Origin of the sequence: Massilia jejuensis, assembly GCF_042656795.1 — a bacterium.
GTDB classification, from domain to species: Bacteria; Pseudomonadota; Gammaproteobacteria; order Burkholderiales; family Burkholderiaceae_D; genus Telluria; species Telluria jejuensis.
This window is the reverse complement of record NZ_JBHSMS010000039.1, coordinates 45,020-63,233: the sequence shown is the minus strand read 5'-3', so window position 1 is coordinate 63,233 and position 18,214 is coordinate 45,020. Positions and strand designations below refer to the sequence as shown.

The window sequence follows — 18,214 nt, the reverse complement described above, 5'->3', positions numbered from 1 at the left end:
CTTACTGCGGCAACCCGTAGGAGCGCTGCTTGCCCGCTCCGTAGCGCACCACCGCCGGATAGCTCGCATCGATATCGACGTACAAGGCCACCGCCGTCTCGACCCCGATCACCAGGGGCGGCCCGAGACGCTCGGTCACGATGCCGGCACGGCGCAGCAGGCGCTCGATCGCGGTCGTGGTCACCGTCACATACTTCTCGATCCCGTGTTCGTACCCGTAGCGGGTGATCGCGGCGAAGGACTCCATCGTGATTTCGGAGAAGCCGAACTGGCTGCCGCCGCCGGTTTCGATGGCAAAGCGCGACAACTCCCAGATGTGTTCATCGCAGGGCGCCGGCTGCCCGTGCAGCAGTTGCGGGAAGGAGTCCTTCAGCATGTAGGGGCCGTCGGTCGGCAGCAGGCGCCAGCAACCGCGCAGCATGCCTTCGCCGGAATCGCGCATCATCATGTAGTGCGGCTCGAGCGCGTCGTAGCCGTCGATTTCCATTCCAGACAACACGGGCACTTCCCAACCTAGCCGGCCCTGGAACACTTTAGCGCGCAACGTATGCATTTCGCGCAAATCGCGGGAATGGAATTCGTGCCGTGCAGCGATATTGATTTGCAGTGCCATGTCGTTCTCCCTGTATGTTGACGAAAATTTCTATGCGACAGGCATGAAGGTTCGGGCAATTTACTCACGAAGGGTACTAGCAGCTTTGCTAGGTGGCTGCGAAGCGACACGGTGGAATACTGCGTTTTCACCCGTCAACGAGGAGACTGGCCATGCCAAACGATTTCATGAGCGAATCCATGCTTGCCCGACCGGCCGCATACACCGCCATGCCCCTGCCCGCGCGTCCACCGCATGCCGACCTGCGACAATTACGCATCAGTAAGCGTGAAAGTCAGGAGAAATTCTGGGGACGGTTCGGCGTCACGCAATCGAGCGGGAGCCGGTTCGAGACGGGCCTGGCGATTCCGACCCCAGTGGCGATCCTGTTGAAGCTATACGTCAACGGAAAGCTCAACGATGGCGATCTTCAGGGTTGAGCAGGCCCAGCGAGATTGCCTTGACCACCGCCTGCTGACGTGTGTTGACATTGAATTTTTGACGCACGTTAGCCAGGTGAAAATTGACGGTCGCTTCAGAACAACGGGTAATCATCGAGATTTCCCAAGAAGACTTGCCCGCCATGACCCAGTTGAGCACCTCCAGTTCACGCCTGGTCAGGTGCGGTACCGGCTCGCCGCCCCCCGGGTGGGCGAACGCGACCGACGAGGCAAACGCATAGTCGCGGATCAGGCTCAGTTCGCCCATGTTGCGTCTGATCTCGCGCGCGAATTTTTCGCCCGGCGCCGCGTCTGATGCCAGGCTGAGCAAACCGACTTCCCCGTTCGGCCCGTGGATCGGCAGCGTCACGCCGGTGCGCATGCCGTGGCTGCAGGCTTCTTCATACAGGGTGCGTCCGCCCTCGGTGGCAAAGGTTTCCGGCTGCCAGACGATCGGCAGCGTACTGGTCAGGCAATGGCTGACAGTGGGATCGACATAAGCGAAATGTTCGGCATCGTAGCGTTCGCGCCACCCGGCGGAATAATTCGTCTGTACGAAAGCATTTTCGTACTGGGCGTGGCGCGTATGCACCACGGCGTACATCATTTGCTCCAGGCCGACCGAGCCGGCAAGCTCAAGCAGGACGCGACGCCAGGATTCGGCGTCCTTAGATTCAAGCAGCTGCACTAGCTGTGCAGTTTCAATCATATCGCACGCTCGCCTGTAGGGAATGACTGTTTTCTATGCCCTTGGCATACCGCACACAAAGCATGCGTCCTAGCAATTCTAGCAATTCTCATGCATGTTTAGTCATCTATTTTGTAGTAAGTTTGCAACGTGCATTTGCCGTAATGTTCTTGAATCGTGTGCTATGGAAATGCTGTTTCGGATAGGCTCCTGCGCTTGCGCGTAAAATTCCCCAATTACAAGGTTTGTGATGGCGCGGATGCATCGCTTGCGCTTGACTTGATTTCACACAAGAGTATCGTTTCGTATTTCCATTTAACAGTTTCCCCCGCGCGAGGCCAGTGCCCCGTGCCGACGAGAACGCAGCAGCAATTTTCCATGACAAGGATTAAACGTCGATGAACACAATGACCGACATGGCCGAACAGCTGGACGTCAAGCTCCTGCTGGCAACGCTGATGGCCCTGAAAAAGGGTGACTTCTCGGTGCGCATGCCTTCCGACTGGACTGGCGTGTCGGGCAAGATCGCCGACACGCTCAACGACATCATCGAAACCAAATCGAAGATGGTCGAAGCCGTGACGGAAGTGTCGCGCGTGGTCGGCCGCGAGGGCCACCTGACCCAGCGCGCCGACGTTCCCGGCGTGGTCGGCGGCTGGAGCACGATCATCAGCTCGGTCAATACCCTGATCGACGACCTGGTGCGCCCGACGACGGAAATGGCGCGCGTCATCGGCGCCGTGGCAAAGGGCGACCTGTCGCAGACAATGGCGCTGGAAGTGGACGGCCACCCGCTCAAGGGCCAGTACCTGCGCGCGGCGACGACCGCGAACACGATGGTCGAACAGCTCTCCTCCTTCTCGTCTGAAGTGACGCGCGTGGCGCGCGAGGTCGGTACCGAGGGCAAGCTGGGAGGCCAGGCGCAAGTGAAGGGCGTGGCCGGTACCTGGAAGGACTTGACCGACTCGGTCAACTCGATGGCGGGTAACCTGACGTCCCAGGTGCGCAACATCGCGGAAGTGACGACGGCCGTGGCGAACGGCGACTTGTCGAAGAAAATCACGGTCGACGTGCGCGGCGAGATCCTGCAGCTGAAAGACACCATCAACGTCATGGTGGACCAGCTGCGCTCCTTCGCTTCCGAGGTGACCCGGGTCGCGCGCGAGGTGGGTACCGAGGGCAAGCTGGGCGGCCAGGCCTACGTGCCGGGCGTGGGCGGCACCTGGAAGGACTTGACCGACAACGTCAACTTCATGGCCTCGAACCTGACGGGCCAGGTGCGTAACATCGCGACGGTGACGACCGCGGTGGCGAACGGCGACCTGTCCAAGAAGATTACCGTGGACGTGAAAGGCGAGATTCTCGAGCTGAAGAACACCATCAACGTGATGGTCGACCAGTTGTCCTCGTTCTCCTCCGAGGTGACGCGCGTGGCGCGCGAGGTCGGTACCGAGGGCAAGCTGGGCGGCCAGGCGCAGGTGAAGGGCGTGGCCGGTACCTGGAAGGACTTGACCGACTCGGTGAACTCGATGGCGGGTAACCTGACCGGCCAGGTGCGCAACATCGCGGACGTGACCACAGCCGTGGCGAACGGCGACTTGTCCAAGAAGATCACGGTGGACGTGAAGGGCGAGATTCTCGAGCTGAAGAACACCATCAACGTCATGGTCGACCAGCTGAACTCCTTCGCATCCGAGGTGACGCGCGTGGCGCGCGAGGTCGGTACCGAGGGCCGCCTGGGCGGCCAGGCGAACGTGCCCGGCGTTGCCGGTACCTGGAAGGACTTGACCGACGGCGTGAACTCGATGGCGGGTAACCTGACGGGCCAGGTGCGTAACATCGCGGACGTGACGACCGCGGTGGCGAACGGCGACCTGTCGAAGAAGATTACCGTGGACGTCAAGGGCGAGATCCTGGAACTGAAGAACACGATCAACGTGATGGTCGACCAGTTGTCCTCGTTCGCCTCCGAGGTGACGCGCGTGGCGCGCGAGGTGGGTACCGAGGGCAAGCTGGGCGGCCAGGCCTACGTGCCGGGCGTGGGCGGCACCTGGAAGGACTTGACCGACAACGTCAACTTCATGGCATCGAACCTGACGGGCCAGGTGCGTAACATCGCGGCGGTGACGACCGCGGTGGCGCGCGGCGACTTGTCCAAGAAGATCACGGTGGACGTGAAAGGCGAGATCCTCGAGCTGAAAGACACGATCAACGTCATGGTCGACCAGTTGTCCTCGTTCGCCTCCGAGGTGACGCGCGTTGCGCGCGAGGTGGGCACCGAAGGCAAGCTGGGTGGCCAGGCGAACGTGTCCGGTGTCGCCGGCACCTGGAAAGACCTGACCGAGAACGTCAACCAGCTGGCGGCCAACCTGACCAACCAGATGCGCGCCATCGGTGAAGTCGCAACGGCGGTGACCCGTGGTGACCTGTCGCGCTCGATTCAGGTCGAAGCGCGCGGCGAGGTGTCCTACCTGAAGGACAACATCAACGAGATGATCCGCAACCTGAAGGAAACCACGCAGAAGAACGCGCAGCAGGATTGGCTCAAAACCAACCTGGCGCGCTTTACGCGGCTCCTGCAAGGCCAGCGCGACCTGGGCGCGGTGACCAAGCTGATCCTGTCCGAGCTGGCCCCGCTGGTCTCGGCCCACCATGGCGTGTTCTACATGATGGACTCGCAGGAAGCCGATGCGCGCCTGCGCATGATCGCGTCGTACGGTTATCGTTCCAGCCGCAAGCTGCCGACCTCCTTCCTGCCGGGCGAAGGCCTGGTGGGCCAGTGCGCGCTCGAGAAGAACCGCATCTGGCTGACCGACGTGCCGCGCGACTACATCGTCGTCTCGTCGGGCCTGGGTTCGGCTCCGCCGAACAACATCGTGGTACTGCCGATCCTGTTCGAACAGCAGGTCAAGGCCGTCATCGAGATCGCCTCGCTCGACCGCTTCACCGAAACCCACCTCTCCTTCCTCGACCAGCTGATGGAGTCGATCGGCGTGGTCTTGAACACCATCGAGGCGAACAGCCGTACCGAGTCGCTGCTGACCCAGTCGCAGTCGCTGGCGCAGGAGCTGCAGCAGACCAACCAGGAGCTGGCCGAAAAGGCGCGCCTGCTGTCCGAGCAGAACATCGAGGTGGAACGCAAGAACCGCGAGGTGGAGCAGGCCAAGCTGGCGCTGGAAGAAAAGGCGACCCAGCTGGCACTGTCGTCGAAGTACAAGTCGGAGTTCCTGGCGAATATGTCGCACGAATTGAGGACGCCGCTCAATTCCTTGCTGATCCTGGCGCAGCAGTTATCGGATAACCCGGAAGGCAACCTGTCGGGCAAGCAGGTCGAATTCGCGAAGACCATCCACGGCTCCGGTTCCGACTTGCTGACCCTGATTAACGACATCCTGGACTTGTCGAAGATCGAGTCCGGTACCGTCACGCTCGACGTGTCCGAGTACCGCTTCTCCAACCTGCGCAACTACGTGGACCGCACCTTCCGCCACATGGCCGAAGCCAAGCACCTCGGCTTCCAGGTCGACCTCGCGGAAAACCTGCCGACCGCGGTGATGACCGATACCACGCGCCTGCAGCAGGTGTTGAAGAACCTGCTCTCGAACGCGTTCAAGTTCACCAGCCACGGCCAGGTCGCCCTCAACATCAGCCTGGTCACCAGCGGCTGGACCGCCGACCACCCGCACCTGCTGCATGCGGACGCGGTGCTCGCCTTCTCGGTCAGCGACAGCGGCGTCGGCATCCCGTCGGACAAGCTGCAGCTGATCTTCGAGGCCTTCCAGCAGGCCGACGGCTCCACCGCGCGCAAATACGGCGGCACGGGCCTGGGCCTGTCGATTTCGCGCGAGCTGGCACGCCTGCTGGGCGGCGAGATCCGTGTCGAATCGACGGTCAACGTCGGTTCGATCTTCACCCTCTACCTGCCCTACAACCGCGCCGGCTTCATCAACTACGAAGCGACGCGCCAGCCGCAGCCGGCACGCCTGGTGGCGCCGAGCGCGCCGCTGGCCGCTCCCATCGCCTACGCCCCGATCGAATCTGGCGAACACGGCGGCGTGGCCACCATCGAAGTGCAGGCGCCGACCAACAGCAACCTGGTCGAATACGCCTCGATGCTGGACGACCGCGGCCTGATCGCCCCGGGCGATCCGTCGGTGCTGATCGTCGAGGACGACGACCGCTTCGCCAAGACGGTGCTGGAACTGGCCCGCGAGAAGAACTTCAAGGGCATCGTCACCCACCGCGGCGACTCGGCCCTGTCGCTGGCGCGCGACTACCTGCCGTCGGCGATCCTGCTCGACATCGACCTGCCCGACATCGACGGCTTCACGGTCCTCGACCGCCTCAAGCGCGACCCGAGCACCCGCCACATCCCGGTGCACGTGGTGTCGGCACTGCGCGAGCGCGAGCGTGCGCTGCGCCAGGGCGCGATCTCCTTCCTGAACAAGCCGGTCGAACGCGAGGTGCTGGACGAGGAATTCAACCGCATCCAGAAGTTCCTGGTCGGCGGCAAGCGTTCCTTGCTGGTGGTCGAAGACGACATGGCCCAGCGCGAGCTGATCGTGAACCTGATCGGCGACAGCGACCTGAACATGGTGACGGTGGAAACCGGCGCAGCAGCGATGGCGGCGCTGGACGGCCAGCACTTCGACTGCATGGTGCTCGACCTGACCCTGCCGGACATCTCGGGCTTCGACCTGCTCGATGCGATCGGCAAGAAGCCGGCCCTGCGCGACCTGCCGATCGTGATCTACACCGCACAGGAACTCTCGCGCAAGGAAGTCACGAAGCTCAAGAAATACGCGAAGACGATCGTCATCAAGGATGCGCGTTCGCCCGAGCGCCTGCTGGACGAGACGGCCCTGTTCCTGCACCGCTCGCACGCCTCGCTGCCTGAACTGCAGCGCAAGATGCTGGAAGAGATTCATGCGCTCGACGGCGGCCTGGCGGGCCGCAAGGTGCTGATCGTCGACGACGACCTGCGCAACATCTTCGCGCTGTCCTCCCTCCTCGAGCGCCAGCAGATGCATGTGCTCTTCGCCGAGAACGGGCGCGACGGCATCGAGGTGCTGGAGAAGGACCCGACCATCGAGATCGTCCTGATGGACATCATGATGCCGGAGATGGACGGCTACGACACGATGCGCGCGATCCGCCGCATTCCGAAGTTCAAGTCGCTGCCGATCATCACCCTGACCGCCAAGGCGATGAAGGGCGACCGCGACAAGTGCATCGCCGCCGGCGCGTCCGACTACATCACCAAGCCGGTCGATGTGGCACAGCTGCTGTCGCTGATGCGCGTGTGGCTGCATTGACCGCCTTCGCCGCCTTCGCCTCCTCGCAGGCGATCGAGGAGCTGGAGATCGACCTGTTGCTGGAAGCCTTGACCCAGAGGCACGGCTACGATTTCCGCGACTACGACCGCCAGCTGGTCCGGCGCAAGCTGCTCGGGGTCATGGCCGAGCGCGAACTGAAGACCGTCTCGGCGCTGCAGGAGCGCGTGCTGCACGAGCCGGGCGCCGCCTCGAGCGTGCTGCGCGCGCTGGCCGTCAATCCGGCCGCCCTGTTCCAGGATCCGGTACGGGCGCGCGAGGCACGCGAAGTGCTGGGAAAATCGCTGCGGCCGGTGGCGGTACCGAAAGTCTGGCTGGCCGAATGCACCGGCGTCGGCGACGCCTGGACCCTGGCGATCCTGCTGCACGAGGAAGGCCTGCTCGCGCGCACCGAGATCTTCGCCACCCTGGCCAACGACGAAGTGCTGGCCGAGGTGCGCGACGCCGACATCGACGCGCAACTGCTGCCCGCGCTGCAGGAGCATTACCTGCAAAGCGGCGGCAGCGGCCGGCTGGCGGACTATTTCGAGCTGCGCGAGGGCCGCGCCACCCTGCTCGCGCGCCTGCGCGGCCGCATCACCTGGGCCGGCTACAACCTGGTGACGGACGCCTCGTTCAACGAGTTCCAGGCCATCATCTGCTGCCGCGCCCTGGCCGATTTCGGCCCGATGCTGCGCCAGCGCGTGCTGCGCCTGTTCAACGACAGCCTGGCGCGCTTCGGCGTGCTGGGAATCGACCGCGAACTGGCGCCGGGGGATGCGTACGCGGCGGCATACCAGCCGCTGCTGGAGAACCTGCCGTGGTACCGGCGCGTCGGGTAAGGCGATCGCCGGCATGGAGGGCGGCCCGGCCGCCCTTTTTCATGGCCGGTCGCAGTGCCGCCGGCACTGCAAGCGGCTCGCCGCGGGGCGAACCGCCGGCACGGCATCCAGGTTACGCGGCCTGGGCGGGATAACCGGACACCTTTGTCCACTTCTTCATTTCGACCCCACCGCGCTGGGCCGCTGCGCAATCCGGTCGCGCCAGGCCTGCAGATTCGCCATGCCCTCGTCGCCCGGCCGGAAACGCAGCAGCCCGCGTCCGAACTCCAGCGCGCAGAACGCCGTGATGTCGGCAATCGTGAACCGCTCCCCCGCCACGAACGCCTGCCGACCCAGCAGCTGGTCGAGCCAGCGCGCCGTGACACGCATCTTCTCGCCCTGGGCCGCGCCGAAGTCCTTGAACTGCGGCTGCTCCAGCGCCGCCAGCGCGGGGTGCAGGTGGCGCGCGCTGGTGGCCGTTTCCAGCAGCAGGTGCAGTTCCATGCGGCGGTCGGCCATCTCGATGAAGGCGCGCTCCTCGAAGTCGGCGCCCATCAGGTTCGGCTCCGGATGCAGGCCTTCTAGATAGGTGCAGATCGCGCGCGTCTCGCTCAGTACGCGCCCGTCGTCGAATTCGAGCGCGGGCACGCGGCCGAGCGGGTTCTTGGCCAGGAAGCGCTCGCTGCGGTGCTCGCCGGCCATCAGGTCGACCGTCTCGGTCTCGATGCCGGAAATGCCCTTTTCGAGCATGAACATGCTTACCCGGCGCGGGTTCGGCGCGTGGCTGCTGATATACAGTTTCATCGGTCTCCTCCTGTTGTCGTGGCTACCGGAGAATCATAGCCGCAATCGCGCCCGCACGCCGGCCCGGCCTTGACGGACCGTCATGCTGGCACGGAGGGAAGCAAGCGAGGCAAGTGCCGCGTCCTATTGCAACGCCGGTGCCCCCTTGCGCGCGCCGATCCACGCGTCGAGCAGCGCGGCGCTGCCGGGCGCCACGTGCAGGCCCAGCTTGGTGCGGCGCCACAGGATGTCGGCGCCGCTGCGCGCCCATTCGTGGCGCACCAGATAGTCGATCTCGGCCTCGTACAGCCCCGGCACCACCTCGCGCCCCATGTCGGCCAGGCTGGCGCGGCGTGCCAGCAGCGGGTGGATGCGGGTGCCGTAGGCGCGCGCGTAGCGCACCAGCAGTGCCTCGGGCAGCCAGGCATAGCGGCTCGCCTGGCGCGCGGTCCACGCGCCGAATTCCAGCACCGCGCGCTTGTCCGGGCGCGGCCCGTACAGGTCGCCGCCCGGCAGGCAGGCGTTGGCGGTCCAGGCCGGCGCCGGGTGCCCGAGCGCCGCGCCGATCCAGTCGACGGCCTGCTCGGCCAGCTTGCGGCTGGTGGTGATCTTGCCGCCGAAGATGGAGAGCAGCGGCGCGCCGGCCAGGTCGGGTTCGAGCCGGAAGTCGCGCGTGGCCGCCGCCGCGCTGGCGGCGTCGTCGTCGACCAGCGGCCGCACGCCGGAATAACTCCACAGCACGTCTTCCGGCGCGATGGCTTGCCGAAAATAGCGGTTCACGAGCTGGCACAGGTAGGCAATCTCGTCGGCGCTGATCGCAATCTTGTCGAGTTCGCCCCGGTAATCGACGTCGGTGGTGCCGACCAGGGTGAACGCGCCCTCGTAGGGCATGGCGAACACGATGCGTCCGTCGGGGTGCTGGAAGATATACGCGTGCGGATGGGCGAACAGGCGCGGCACGACGATATGGCTGCCCTTGATCAGGCGCAGCGCGCGTCCGCCGGCGGCATTGGTGGCGCCATGCAGGAAGCGCGCGGCCCAGGGACCGGCGGCGTTGACCAGGCAACGGGCGTTGACTTGCAGGTGGCGGCCCTGGGCGTCGAGCGTCGCGCTCCAGCCGTCGGGATGGCGCTGCGGAGCGCCGCAGCGGGCATGGGTCAGGACCACGGCACCGCGCTCGTGGGCATCGAGGGCGTTGAGCACGACCAGGCGCGCATCGTCGACCCAGCCGTCGGAATACATGAACCCGCGCGTGAAACGCGATTGCAGGGGCGCGCCGGCCGGGTGCGCGCGCAGGTCGACCGAATGCGAGCCGGGCAGGAACTCGCGCCGCGCCAGGTGGTCGTACAGGAACAGGCCGGCCCGGATCATCCAGGCCGGCCGCGCGCCACTGTCGTGCGGCATCACGAAGCGCAGCGGATGCATGATGTGGGGCGCGCTGCACAGCAGCGTTTCGCGTTCGCGCAGCGCCTTGCGCACCAGGCCGAACTCGTAATGCTCGAGGTAGCGCAGGCCGCCGTGGATCAGCTTGCTCGACGCCGAGGAGGTGTGCTGGCCCAGGTCGTCCTTGTCGCACAGTACGACGCGCAGGCCACGCCCGGCGGCGTCGCGCGCAATGGCCGCGCCATTGATGCCCCCGCCGACGACCAGCACGTCGCATTCGAATCGCTTGACCACGTCATCCACGGCGCCTCCTCGAGAATCGCAAACCGATCCAGTGTATGCCGCCCCGCAATCTCCATATTCGCATGGATCAAGACGTTTTGCCGATGCAACATGCGCGCCGGGTCCTTGCCTCCGGCCGCCAGGCAGCTGCGGCCTGTGTAGAATCGGGGCCATGACAACGACGTCTCTTTTCCGCCCATGACCGAACAACGCGCCTGGGTGCGCATGCCGTCGGGCAAACGCCTGGACTTGCTCAACCCCACGCCCTTCGACTGGGACGATGCCGACCTCGCGCTCGGCCTGGCACGCACCTACCGCTGGGGCGGACATTCGGCCTGGCCCTTGCCGCTCTCGGTAGCCCAGCATTCGATCACGGTGATGCTGCTGCAGCGCGCGGCCCTGGGCGGGCGCGTCGATCCCCTGCTGGAATTGCGCGAACTGCTGCACGACGCCGAGGAAGGCCTGCTCGGCTTCGATGCGCTCTCGGTGATCAAGCCTTTCCTGGGCGACGGCTTCCGTGCCCTGACGAATCGGCTGGAACACGCCGTCTTCCTGCGCTACGGCCTGCCGTCCTGGACGCCGGCCGAGCATGCCCGCCACAAGCGCGCCGACCGCCTGGCCGCCGCCAGCGAAGCCGTGCATGTGGCCGGCTGGTCGCGCGAGGAAGTGCGCGGCACGCTGAAGATCCGCGCAGCCGTGCTGCAGGAAGACCCGCTGGCCGCCATGTATGGCGGCGCGCCCTGGGAGCCCTGGCCGCCGGCGCTGGCCTGCGAGCGTTTCTTGGCCGAACTTGCGCGCTTGACCGCCCTCATCGGGACGGCCGATCGCGGCGTTTGAGCGCATCGGTGCGCGCGCAGCGCCGCGCGACAGTGATGGTGTTGCAATATCGCTCGGCGCAGTGCTGGCTCAGCAGGGCATCAAAGGGTTGATCAATCGCAAATAGTCGAAGCTAAGGCATTGATTTTATTCAGGTTGCGCCGATATCCACAACAAATGTGGATAACTATGTGGACAAGCGCCTCTTGACAAGCCGCAAGCGCAGTATTGATGCGGGTTTCAACAAAATGCCCAATCTACAGGCAAAAATTGCCCCCTTTAAAATCAATGGCTTGCACGCCATGTGGTTTGGTGAACAGAGGTGAAATCAGAAGATTCCTACAAAGTCCTACAACAGGGGATAAGTCATCGGGCCGAAGCCTGCGTCCCTTCATTTCCACGCATTGCGCGCCCGCTCGCGCACCAGCATCCTGACGCTCTCGGGCATCGGCGTCTTCGACTTCGCCATCTCGGCCGTGATCCAGACGCATTCCTCGAAGTGCTTGAGCATGGCGGGCGTGACGAAGCGGGTACGCGCCGCATACACATGGCGGTCGCCCATCTGCGATTGCTGCTTGATGAAGAAGCGGTTCGGCACCACCAGGTGCAGGTGCTCCCTGGCGCGGGTCATGGCCACGTACAGCAGGCGCCGCTCTTCCTCGATGTCCTCGGCGCTGCCGGTGCTCATGTCCGACGGAATGCAGCCGTCCACCGCATTGAGCACATGTACCGACGTCCACTCCTGTCCCTTGGACGAGTGGATCGTCGACAGGACCAGGTAATCCTCGTCGAGCAGGGGCGGGCCGGCGCGGTCGCTGGTGGCCTCGGGCGGGTCGAGCGTGATCTCGGCCAGGAAGCTTTCGCGCGTGCCGTGGCCGCCCGCCAGCGCGGCCAGCTGGGCGACGTCGGCGGCGCGCACGCCGGCGTCGTCGTGCAGGCGCTCGAGGTGCGGCAGGTACCAGTCGCGCACCAGTTCGATGTCGGCAGGCCAGCGCAAACCCGGCGCGCGCAGGCGCCGGTAGAGGGTGACGAACGCCTGCCAGTCGCCCTGGCTTTTATTCGGCGCGGCAAAGGCCTCGACCGCGTCGCCCGCTTCCGGCGCCTCGGCCACGGCGTCGAGCAGGCGCGTGGCCGTGGCCGGTCCAATACCTGGAATCAGTTGCAGCACGCGGAAGCCGGCCATCCGGCCGTTTGGGTTCTGGGCAAAGCGCAGCGCCGCCAGCACGTCCTTGATGTGCGAGGCTTCCAGGAATTTCAGGCCGCCAAACTTGACGAACGGGATATTCCGCCGCATCAGTTCGAGTTCCAGCGTCGCGCTATGGCTGGCGGCGCGAAACAGCACGGCTTGCGCGGTGAGCTTGATGCCCGCTTCGCGGTGTTCGAGGACGCGCTTGCAGACCCAGCGCGCCTGCTCGGCCTCGTCCGGAATCAGGACCAGTTGCGGCAGGCTGCTCGCGGCCTTGTCCGTCCACAGCGTCTTGGCGTGGCGCTCGAGTGCAGCAGCAATGACGGCGTTCGAGGCGTCCAGGATCGGCTGGGTCGAACGGTAGTTGCGGTCGAGCGTGATGGTCCGTACCGGCTGCGAGAACTGCCCGGGGAAATCGAGGATGTTGCGCACCGTCGCGCCGCGGAACGAATAGATCGACTGGGCGTCGTCGCCGACCACCATCACGCCGGCGCCGTCGGGCTTCATGCCGGTGATGATCGCCGCCTGCAGGCGGTTCGTGTCCTGGTATTCGTCGACCAGCACATGGTCGAACAGCCCACCGATTTCCGGGCCCAGTTCGGGGTCGGACGCCATCTCGGCCCAGAACAGCAGCAGGTCGTCGTAGTCGAGCACGTTCTGTTCCTGCTTGGCGTCGACGTAGGCGCCGAACAGGCGCTTGAGCTGCGGCTCCCATTCGCAGCACCAGGGGAAGCTGCCCTGCAAGACCAGGTCGAGCGGCTCGCGTGCATTGACCACGCGCGAATAGATCGACAGGCAGGTACCCTTCAGGGGGAAACGCTTGGCCGTCTGGGTGAGGCCGATCTCGTGGCGAACCAGGCCCATCAGGTCTTCGGAATCGCCCCGGTCGTGGATCGTGAACGATTCGTCCAGGCCGATCCGCCCGGAGAACTCGCGCAGCAGGCGCGCGCCGATGCCATGGAAGGTGCCGGCCCAGGGCAAGCTTGCCGCGCCTTCCGTGCGCCCGCCCATGATCCGCTGCAGCACGTTGCCGGCACGCTGGCCCATTTCGTTGGCCGCGCGCCGCGAGAAGGTCAGCAGCAGGATGCGCTGCGGATCGGCGCCTTCCAGGATCAGGCGCGCCACGCGGTGCGCCAGGGTACTGGTCTTGCCCGAACCGGCGCCGGCCACGACCAGCAGCGGCCGGCTGGCGGGCGTGCCGATGTCGTGCTCGACCGCCGCGCGCTGCTCGGGATTGAGGCTGGCGAAGGGATCGTCGACGGGAGGCACGGCAGTGGCGGCGGTGGACATGACGGAATACAAAAATGGGTGGCGAGAAGAAAACAACCCAACTGTACATTTGTCCAGTATCGCTCCGCAAGTGCATTTTGTACTGCCGGTCCCACGCTTTGTCGTAAAAACGGCATGCGAACCCGGTGTCGAGTTCACCTGGTCAGCGACGGTCACGGGCTAAGTAGCCGTAAATAAAGAACTTTTCTGGATATCCACAAACTCTGTGAATAACTTTGTGGAAAAGATGGGGCTTGACAGGCGGAAAACCCGCGCCGATGCGGCTTTCAACAACTTGCCCAAACGACAGGCAAGAGCGATTTCACGAAAAATCAATGACTTGCGAGATCATGTGCAGGGATATACAGGAGCAGCGCGAAGATGAAAAAAAGAAATTTATGTGGTTAAGTGCAGGCTTCGGCGCGTCTTAAACATGCTTCTTTGATATCGAATCGGGCTCTTGATGGGAAACTTTTACGACCCCGAACGACGGCGGTGCGGTTCGAGCAGCACCCGTTCGATGACATCGGCGCCGATGTCGCGCCGGCGCAGGTATTCGACGGCGGACATGGTGTTCGTGCTGTCCTGCACCGCAATGCCGGCATCGACGATCACACGCTGCTGCGCATCGGTACGGGCGTCGTCCAGGACGGCCTCGGCCGCTGTTCGCTCGACGGGGGAATTCTGCATCGCGACCTCGCATTGTCAGGTTGAATGATTTGCCCTAAGGAGTATTCATCAAAGCAAGACAATGTCAATGTCAACTTTCTATCGAACACACGAAATACTTGTACATACCCCTTTACGCGCTCCGCTGCGCTGCGCCGCGCAAGAGCGCGCCAGAAGGCGCCGGACCGGCCTAGAATGGCCCTGTTCCCCCACCCGACTGCGAGGCAAGCATGGCTACCACACCTGACCCCGACCTGAACCCTGGCGACGAAGCGACTCCCGGCACGGCCGGCGCCGGCGAGGACGTCTGCGAGGCTTGCGCCGGCAGCGGCAAGCTGGCCGACGGCAAACCCTGTCCGCAATGCGGGGGCAGCGGGCGCGTCATGCGTGGCATTGGCGGAGGCTGAGCCCGTCCAATTACTTAGCGTGACAGCAAGCAGGCCGGGCGCGATAATCGCGGGATGACTCCCCTTCCCGCTTCCGAACGTCCCCGTCCCGCCTCCCTGCCCGACCTGTTCCTCGCCTTCACCGTCCTGGCCTTGCAAGGATTCGGGGGCGTGCTGGCGGTCGTCCAGCGCGAACTCGTCGAGCGCAAGGGCTGGCTGACCCAGGACGAGTTCATCGAGGACTGGGCGGTCGCGCAGATCATGCCGGGGCCAAATGTCGTGAACCTGTCGATGATGATTGGTGCGCGCTATTTCGGCCTGCGCGGCGCCTTGACGGCCCTGGCCGGCATGCTGGCCGTGCCGCTGGTGCTGGTGCTGCTGCTGGCGGTCCTGCATGCGCGCTTCGCCGACAATGCGCAGGTGGCTGGCGCCTTGCGCGGCATGGCCGCGGTCTCCGCCGGCCTGATCGCGGCGGCCGGCCTCAAGCTCTCGCTCGCCCTGAAACGCAGTCCGGTACCCCTGCCCTGGTGCCTGGCCGTCTGCGCGCTCGGCTTCGTGCTGGTCGCGCTCCTGAAACTGCCGCTCTTTTATGTGCTGCCCGGCCTGGGTGGCCTGGGCTGCGTGCTGGCCTACCGGAATCTGCGATGAACGGCGCCCTCCACATCAGCCTCGACTGGCACGACTGGCTGAACCTGTTCGGCCACTATCTGCTGCTGTCGCTGATGTCGCTCGGCGGGGCGATTTCGACGACCTCCGAGATGCACCGCTTCCTGGTCGAGCAGCATGGCTGGCTGACCCAGGCCCAGTTCAACGATTCGATCGCCATCGCCCAGGCCGCGCCCGGACCGAACGTGCTGTTCGTGGCGCTGATGGGCTGGTACGTCGGCATCAACGCCGGCAGTACGACCGCCGCCCTGCTCGGCGTGCTCGTCACCATGACCGGCATCCTGCTGCCTTCGACCATCTTCACTTACCAGGTCGCGCAGTGGGGCCAGCGCAACCGCGAACTGCGTCCGGTGCGCGCTTTCAAGCAGGGCATGGCGCCGGTCGTGATCGCGCTCTTGCTGTCGACGGCCTGGATTTTGGCGACCTCGGCCGGCGGCCCGGGCGTGCACTGGCCGCTGTGGCTGCTCGCGCTGGTTAGCTGCCTGCTGATCTGGCGCACCCGGCTGCACCTGCTCTGGGTGCTGGGCGCGGGCGCCCTGCTGGGGGCGCTTGGTATCGTGTAAGCGCACAAGGTGCGACGAACTGGCATACTTCCGGTATCGATCAACCGGAGCCCTCCATGCCAACCCTCCTCAGCGAACACGCCTGCTTCGGCGGCGTCCAGCGTTTCTACCAGCACGATGCACAGGCCATCGGCCTGCCGATGCGCTTTTCGGTCTTCCTGCCGCCGGGCGCCGAGGGCAAGCGCCTGCCGGTGCTGTTCTACCTGGCCGGCCTGACCTGCACCGAAGAGACCTTCGCCATCAAGGGCGGCGCCCAGCGCGTGGCAGCCGAGGAAGGCCTGATCCTGGTGCTGCCCGATACCAGCCCGCGCGGCGCCGACGTCCCTGGCGAGACCGACAGCTGGGACTTCGGCGTGGGCGCCGGCTTCTACGTCGACGCCACCGAGGAACCCTGGTCGCGCCACTACCGGATGTACAGCTATATCTTGGAATTGCGCGAACTCGTGCTGCGCGAATTCGGCGCCGACCCGGCGCGCTGCGGCATCTTCGGGCACTCGATGGGCGGGCATGGGGCGCTGGTGCTGGCCCTGCGCAATCCGCAACTGTTCCGCTCGGTCTCGGCCTTTGCCCCGATCGCCGCCCCGTCGCGTTGCCCCTGGGGAGAAAAAGCCTTCGGCGGCTACCTCGGCGCGGACAAGGCGACCTGGCGCAACTACGACGCCACCGAACTGGTCGCTTCCGGACCGGTGCGCTTCCCGCAAGGCATCCTCATCGACCAGGGCCTTGCCGACAAGTTCCTGCCCGACCAGCTCAATCCCGACGTCTTCGAGGCCGCCTGCGAAGCGGCCGGCCAGCCGCTGAACCTGCGCCGCCACGCCGGCTACGACCACGGTTATTACTTCATCTCGAGTTTCGTCGAAGACCACCTGCGCCTGCACCGCCGCCAGCTCGGCTGAGGCGCAGCGCCTGCCATATCGACCACCGGAACCCGCTTCGGTTCCGGCCGGCTGCACCTTCCCTGCCCTCCCGCAAAGCCGCTGCAAAGCGGACTCGCCGCATCGCTTTCGCCTCTTGAAACCCCTTGAAAATGCCGCCGCGCTGCCCTATAAAAAAGATGCGGCATGACGCCGCGCAGTGGAACGACAATGAAGAAAGGAGGCTTACCATGGATCTCGTCAGAAGAGGCAGTACGCCCCTGTCGGCCTACCGGCCCAGCGTGGCCGAGGACGGGTTTGGCCGCCTCGTCGAGAGCATGTTCGAGGACTTTTTCGCACCCCTTGCCCTGGCCGGCAACCGCCGCCTCGACGAGGGTGCCAGCATCCCGCGGCTCGACATGAGCGAGAGCGACCAGGCCTATGAAATCCAGGCCGAAATGCCGGGGGTCGAGAAGCAGGACCTGAAGGTCGCGGTCGACCATCAGCGGGTCACGATCGAAGGAGAATGCCGCAAGGCAAACGAACGCCGCGAGGGCGAAAACGTGGTGTATTCTGAACGCTCGGCCCGCAAGTTCATGCGCAGTTTTACCTTGCCTACCGAGGTCGACGATGCCAGCGCGCAGGCCAGGCTGGAAAACGGGGTGCTTCACCTTACGCTGCCGAAGAAACAGGGCGGCACGGTGCGGCGGCTCGACATCCAGTAAGGCCAGCCGGGCTGGTTGAAAGACGCAGGACCGAAAGCGGCCATGCCCGGCCAGGACGGCTGGGCATGGTCCGGGAATGACCGCGATGGCCCAGATTCGCCGTTTCAAGAATCGCGCCCAGGCCGGCAAGTTGCTCGCGAAAGCGCTGGGGACAGTCGTGCACCAGCCGGACGCGATCGTGCTTGCACTGCCGCGGGGAGGCGTGCCGGTCGGGTTCGCGGTGGCGATGACGCTCGACCTGGCGTTCGACATCCTGCTGGTCCGTAAGCTGGGCCTGCCCGGACAGCCCGAGTACGCCATCGGTGCCGTCGGCAGCGGCGGCGTGCGCGTCCTGCAGCCGGGCGTGCCCGGCCTGATGGGCCTCACGCAGGAACAGGTCGACGCGATCACCGCCCGTGAATTGCAGGAAATCGAACGGCGTGCCCGTCTCTACCGGGGTGGACGCGCCGAACCGGTCCTGGCCGGCAAAGACGTGGTGCTGGTCGACGACGGCATTGCCACCGGCTCGACGATGCTGGCGGCGGTGCAGGTGGCACGCCGGCGCCAGGCGCGGCGCGTCATCGTGGCCGCACCGGTCGCCCCACCCGACACACTGGCGGCGCTGGCGCCGCTGGCGGACGAAGTCGTTTGCCTGGCCGCGCCGCCCTTTTTCCGGGCGGTCAGCCAGTGGTACGAAGCGTTCGACCAGACGAGCGACGAGGAAGTGCAGGACTTGCTGGCGATGGCCTGGCGCAGCCGGGATCTCGCCCACCCCTTACGCAGCACTTGACGCAGCACTT

The 18,214-nt window shown here is 65.2% G+C and carries 17 protein-coding genes; 11 read left to right on the top strand and 6 right to left on the bottom strand.

The annotated features are described in order from the left end of the window. Position 1: 1 nt before the first annotated feature. Positions 2-613, bottom strand: a complete 612-nt coding sequence (locus ACFPOU_RS12385) for an acyl-homoserine-lactone synthase (RefSeq protein WP_379721479.1) — start codon at positions 611-613, stop codon at positions 2-4. 152 nt (positions 614-765) lie between these two features. Between ACFPOU_RS12385 and ACFPOU_RS12380 the strand changes: the two genes are divergently transcribed. Beyond that, the gene (locus tag ACFPOU_RS12380) at positions 766-1,032 is read left to right on the top strand and encodes a helix-turn-helix domain-containing protein (RefSeq protein ID WP_379721476.1); all 267 of its coding nucleotides are present in this window, start codon (positions 766-768) and stop codon (positions 1,030-1,032) included. Here ACFPOU_RS12380 and ACFPOU_RS12375 read toward each other — a convergent pair. Beyond that, positions 1,007-1,741: a helix-turn-helix transcriptional regulator gene (locus ACFPOU_RS12375; RefSeq protein WP_379721473.1), complete on the bottom strand. Its 735-nt coding sequence runs from the start codon at positions 1,739-1,741 to the stop codon at positions 1,007-1,009. The genes ACFPOU_RS12380 and ACFPOU_RS12375 overlap by 26 nt on opposite strands. Before the next feature lie 377 nt (positions 1,742-2,118). On the opposite strand from ACFPOU_RS12375, the gene ACFPOU_RS12370 reads away from it, so the two are divergent. Both ACFPOU_RS12370 and ACFPOU_RS12365 read left to right on the top strand, forming a co-directional pair. Further along, on the top strand, positions 2,119-7,035 hold the full coding sequence (locus ACFPOU_RS12370; protein ID WP_379721470.1) for a hybrid sensor histidine kinase/response regulator: 4,917 nt from the start codon (positions 2,119-2,121) through the stop codon (positions 7,033-7,035). Next, complete coding sequence (locus tag ACFPOU_RS12365) at positions 7,023-7,874, top strand: CheR family methyltransferase (protein ID WP_379721467.1); 852 nt, start codon at positions 7,023-7,025, stop codon at positions 7,872-7,874. Before ACFPOU_RS12370 ends, ACFPOU_RS12365 begins: the two co-directional genes overlap by 13 nt. 156 nt (positions 7,875-8,030) lie before the next feature. Here the strand turns inward: ACFPOU_RS12365 and ACFPOU_RS12360 are convergent, their stop codons facing one another. Together ACFPOU_RS12360 and glpD are read right to left on the bottom strand one after the other, a co-directional pair. After that, entirely contained in the window at positions 8,031-8,657 is a 627-nt protein-coding gene (locus ACFPOU_RS12360; RefSeq protein ID WP_379721463.1) for a glutathione S-transferase family protein, read from the bottom strand. 123 nt (positions 8,658-8,780) lie between these two features. Beyond that, positions 8,781-10,313, bottom strand: a complete 1,533-nt coding sequence (gene glpD, locus ACFPOU_RS12355; protein WP_379721882.1) for a glycerol-3-phosphate dehydrogenase — start codon at positions 10,311-10,313, stop codon at positions 8,781-8,783. Between the two features lie 186 nt (positions 10,314-10,499). On the opposite strand from glpD, the gene ACFPOU_RS12350 reads away from it, so the two are divergent. Next, positions 10,500-11,138 carry a phosphohydrolase gene (locus ACFPOU_RS12350; RefSeq protein WP_379721460.1) on the top strand — a complete coding sequence of 213 codons (639 nt, stop codon included), beginning with the start codon at positions 10,500-10,502 and terminating at the stop codon, positions 11,136-11,138. A gap of 170 nt (positions 11,139-11,308) precedes the next feature. Next, positions 11,309-11,443 (top strand): hypothetical protein, encoded by a 135-nt coding sequence (locus ACFPOU_RS12345; protein ID WP_379721457.1) that lies wholly within the window; start codon positions 11,309-11,311, stop codon positions 11,441-11,443. Positions 11,444-11,508: 65 nt separating this feature from the next. Here the strand turns inward: ACFPOU_RS12345 and ACFPOU_RS12340 are convergent, their stop codons facing one another. Beyond that, on the bottom strand, positions 11,509-13,593 hold the full coding sequence (locus ACFPOU_RS12340; protein WP_379721454.1) for an ATP-dependent helicase: 2,085 nt from the start codon (positions 13,591-13,593) through the stop codon (positions 11,509-11,511). Between the two features lie 453 nt (positions 13,594-14,046). Next, the gene (locus ACFPOU_RS12335) at positions 14,047-14,262 is read right to left on the bottom strand and encodes a hypothetical protein (protein WP_379721451.1); all 216 of its coding nucleotides are present in this window, start codon (positions 14,260-14,262) and stop codon (positions 14,047-14,049) included. Between the two features lie 209 nt (positions 14,263-14,471). On the opposite strand from ACFPOU_RS12335, the gene ACFPOU_RS12330 reads away from it, so the two are divergent. The 6 genes from ACFPOU_RS12330 (at position 14,472) to ACFPOU_RS12305 (ending at position 18,204) form a co-directional block, all read left to right on the top strand. Beyond that, positions 14,472-14,648, top strand: a complete 177-nt coding sequence (locus ACFPOU_RS12330; protein ID WP_379721448.1) for a hypothetical protein — start codon at positions 14,472-14,474, stop codon at positions 14,646-14,648. A gap of 54 nt (positions 14,649-14,702) precedes the next feature. Beyond that, entirely contained in the window at positions 14,703-15,275 is a 573-nt protein-coding gene (locus ACFPOU_RS12325; protein ID WP_379721445.1) for a chromate transporter, read from the top strand. Then, the gene (locus tag ACFPOU_RS12320) at positions 15,272-15,856 is read left to right on the top strand and encodes a chromate transporter (RefSeq protein ID WP_379721442.1); all 585 of its coding nucleotides are present in this window, start codon (positions 15,272-15,274) and stop codon (positions 15,854-15,856) included. The genes ACFPOU_RS12325 and ACFPOU_RS12320 overlap by 4 nt, the downstream gene beginning before the upstream one ends. A 56-nt stretch (positions 15,857-15,912) precedes the next feature. Beyond that, complete coding sequence (gene fghA, locus ACFPOU_RS12315; RefSeq protein ID WP_379721439.1) at positions 15,913-16,752, top strand: S-formylglutathione hydrolase; 840 nt, start codon at positions 15,913-15,915, stop codon at positions 16,750-16,752. Between the two features lie 209 nt (positions 16,753-16,961). Continuing rightward, the gene (locus ACFPOU_RS12310; RefSeq protein WP_379721436.1) at positions 16,962-17,435 is read left to right on the top strand and encodes an Hsp20/alpha crystallin family protein; all 474 of its coding nucleotides are present in this window, start codon (positions 16,962-16,964) and stop codon (positions 17,433-17,435) included. 85 nt (positions 17,436-17,520) lie between these two features. Next, positions 17,521-18,204 (top strand): phosphoribosyltransferase, encoded by a 684-nt coding sequence (locus ACFPOU_RS12305; RefSeq protein WP_379721433.1) that lies wholly within the window; start codon positions 17,521-17,523, stop codon positions 18,202-18,204. Positions 18,205-18,214 lie beyond the last annotated feature (10 nt).

Excerpts from the sequence above, each read along its gene's own strand:
- fghA (WP_379721439.1), top strand. The coding sequence starts at position 15,913 with ATGCCAACCCTCCTCAGCGAACACGCCTGCTTCGGCGGCGTCCAGCGT.
- ACFPOU_RS12305 (WP_379721433.1), top strand. The coding sequence starts at position 17,521 with ATGGCCCAGATTCGCCGTTTCAAGAATCGCGCCCAGGCCGGCAAGTTG.
- ACFPOU_RS12380 (WP_379721476.1), top strand. The coding sequence starts at position 766 with ATGCCAAACGATTTCATGAGCGAATCCATGCTTGCCCGACCGGCCGCA.
- ACFPOU_RS12330 (WP_379721448.1), top strand. The coding sequence starts at position 14,472 with ATGGCTACCACACCTGACCCCGACCTGAACCCTGGCGACGAAGCGACT.
- ACFPOU_RS12385 (WP_379721479.1), bottom strand. The coding sequence starts at position 613 with ATGGCACTGCAAATCAATATCGCTGCACGGCACGAATTCCATTCCCGC.
- ACFPOU_RS12360 (WP_379721463.1), bottom strand. The coding sequence starts at position 8,657 with ATGAAACTGTATATCAGCAGCCACGCGCCGAACCCGCGCCGGGTAAGC.
- ACFPOU_RS12370 (WP_379721470.1), top strand. The coding sequence starts at position 2,119 with ATGAACACAATGACCGACATGGCCGAACAGCTGGACGTCAAGCTCCTG.
- ACFPOU_RS12310 (WP_379721436.1), top strand. The coding sequence starts at position 16,962 with ATGGATCTCGTCAGAAGAGGCAGTACGCCCCTGTCGGCCTACCGGCCC.
- ACFPOU_RS12340 (WP_379721454.1), bottom strand. The coding sequence starts at position 13,593 with ATGTCCACCGCCGCCACTGCCGTGCCTCCCGTCGACGATCCCTTCGCC.
- ACFPOU_RS12350 (WP_379721460.1), top strand. The coding sequence starts at position 10,500 with ATGACCGAACAACGCGCCTGGGTGCGCATGCCGTCGGGCAAACGCCTG.
- ACFPOU_RS12325 (WP_379721445.1), top strand. The coding sequence starts at position 14,703 with ATGACTCCCCTTCCCGCTTCCGAACGTCCCCGTCCCGCCTCCCTGCCC.
- ACFPOU_RS12335 (WP_379721451.1), bottom strand. The coding sequence starts at position 14,262 with ATGCAGAATTCCCCCGTCGAGCGAACAGCGGCCGAGGCCGTCCTGGAC.
- ACFPOU_RS12375 (WP_379721473.1), bottom strand. The coding sequence starts at position 1,741 with ATGATTGAAACTGCACAGCTAGTGCAGCTGCTTGAATCTAAGGACGCC.
- ACFPOU_RS12320 (WP_379721442.1), top strand. The coding sequence starts at position 15,272 with ATGAACGGCGCCCTCCACATCAGCCTCGACTGGCACGACTGGCTGAAC.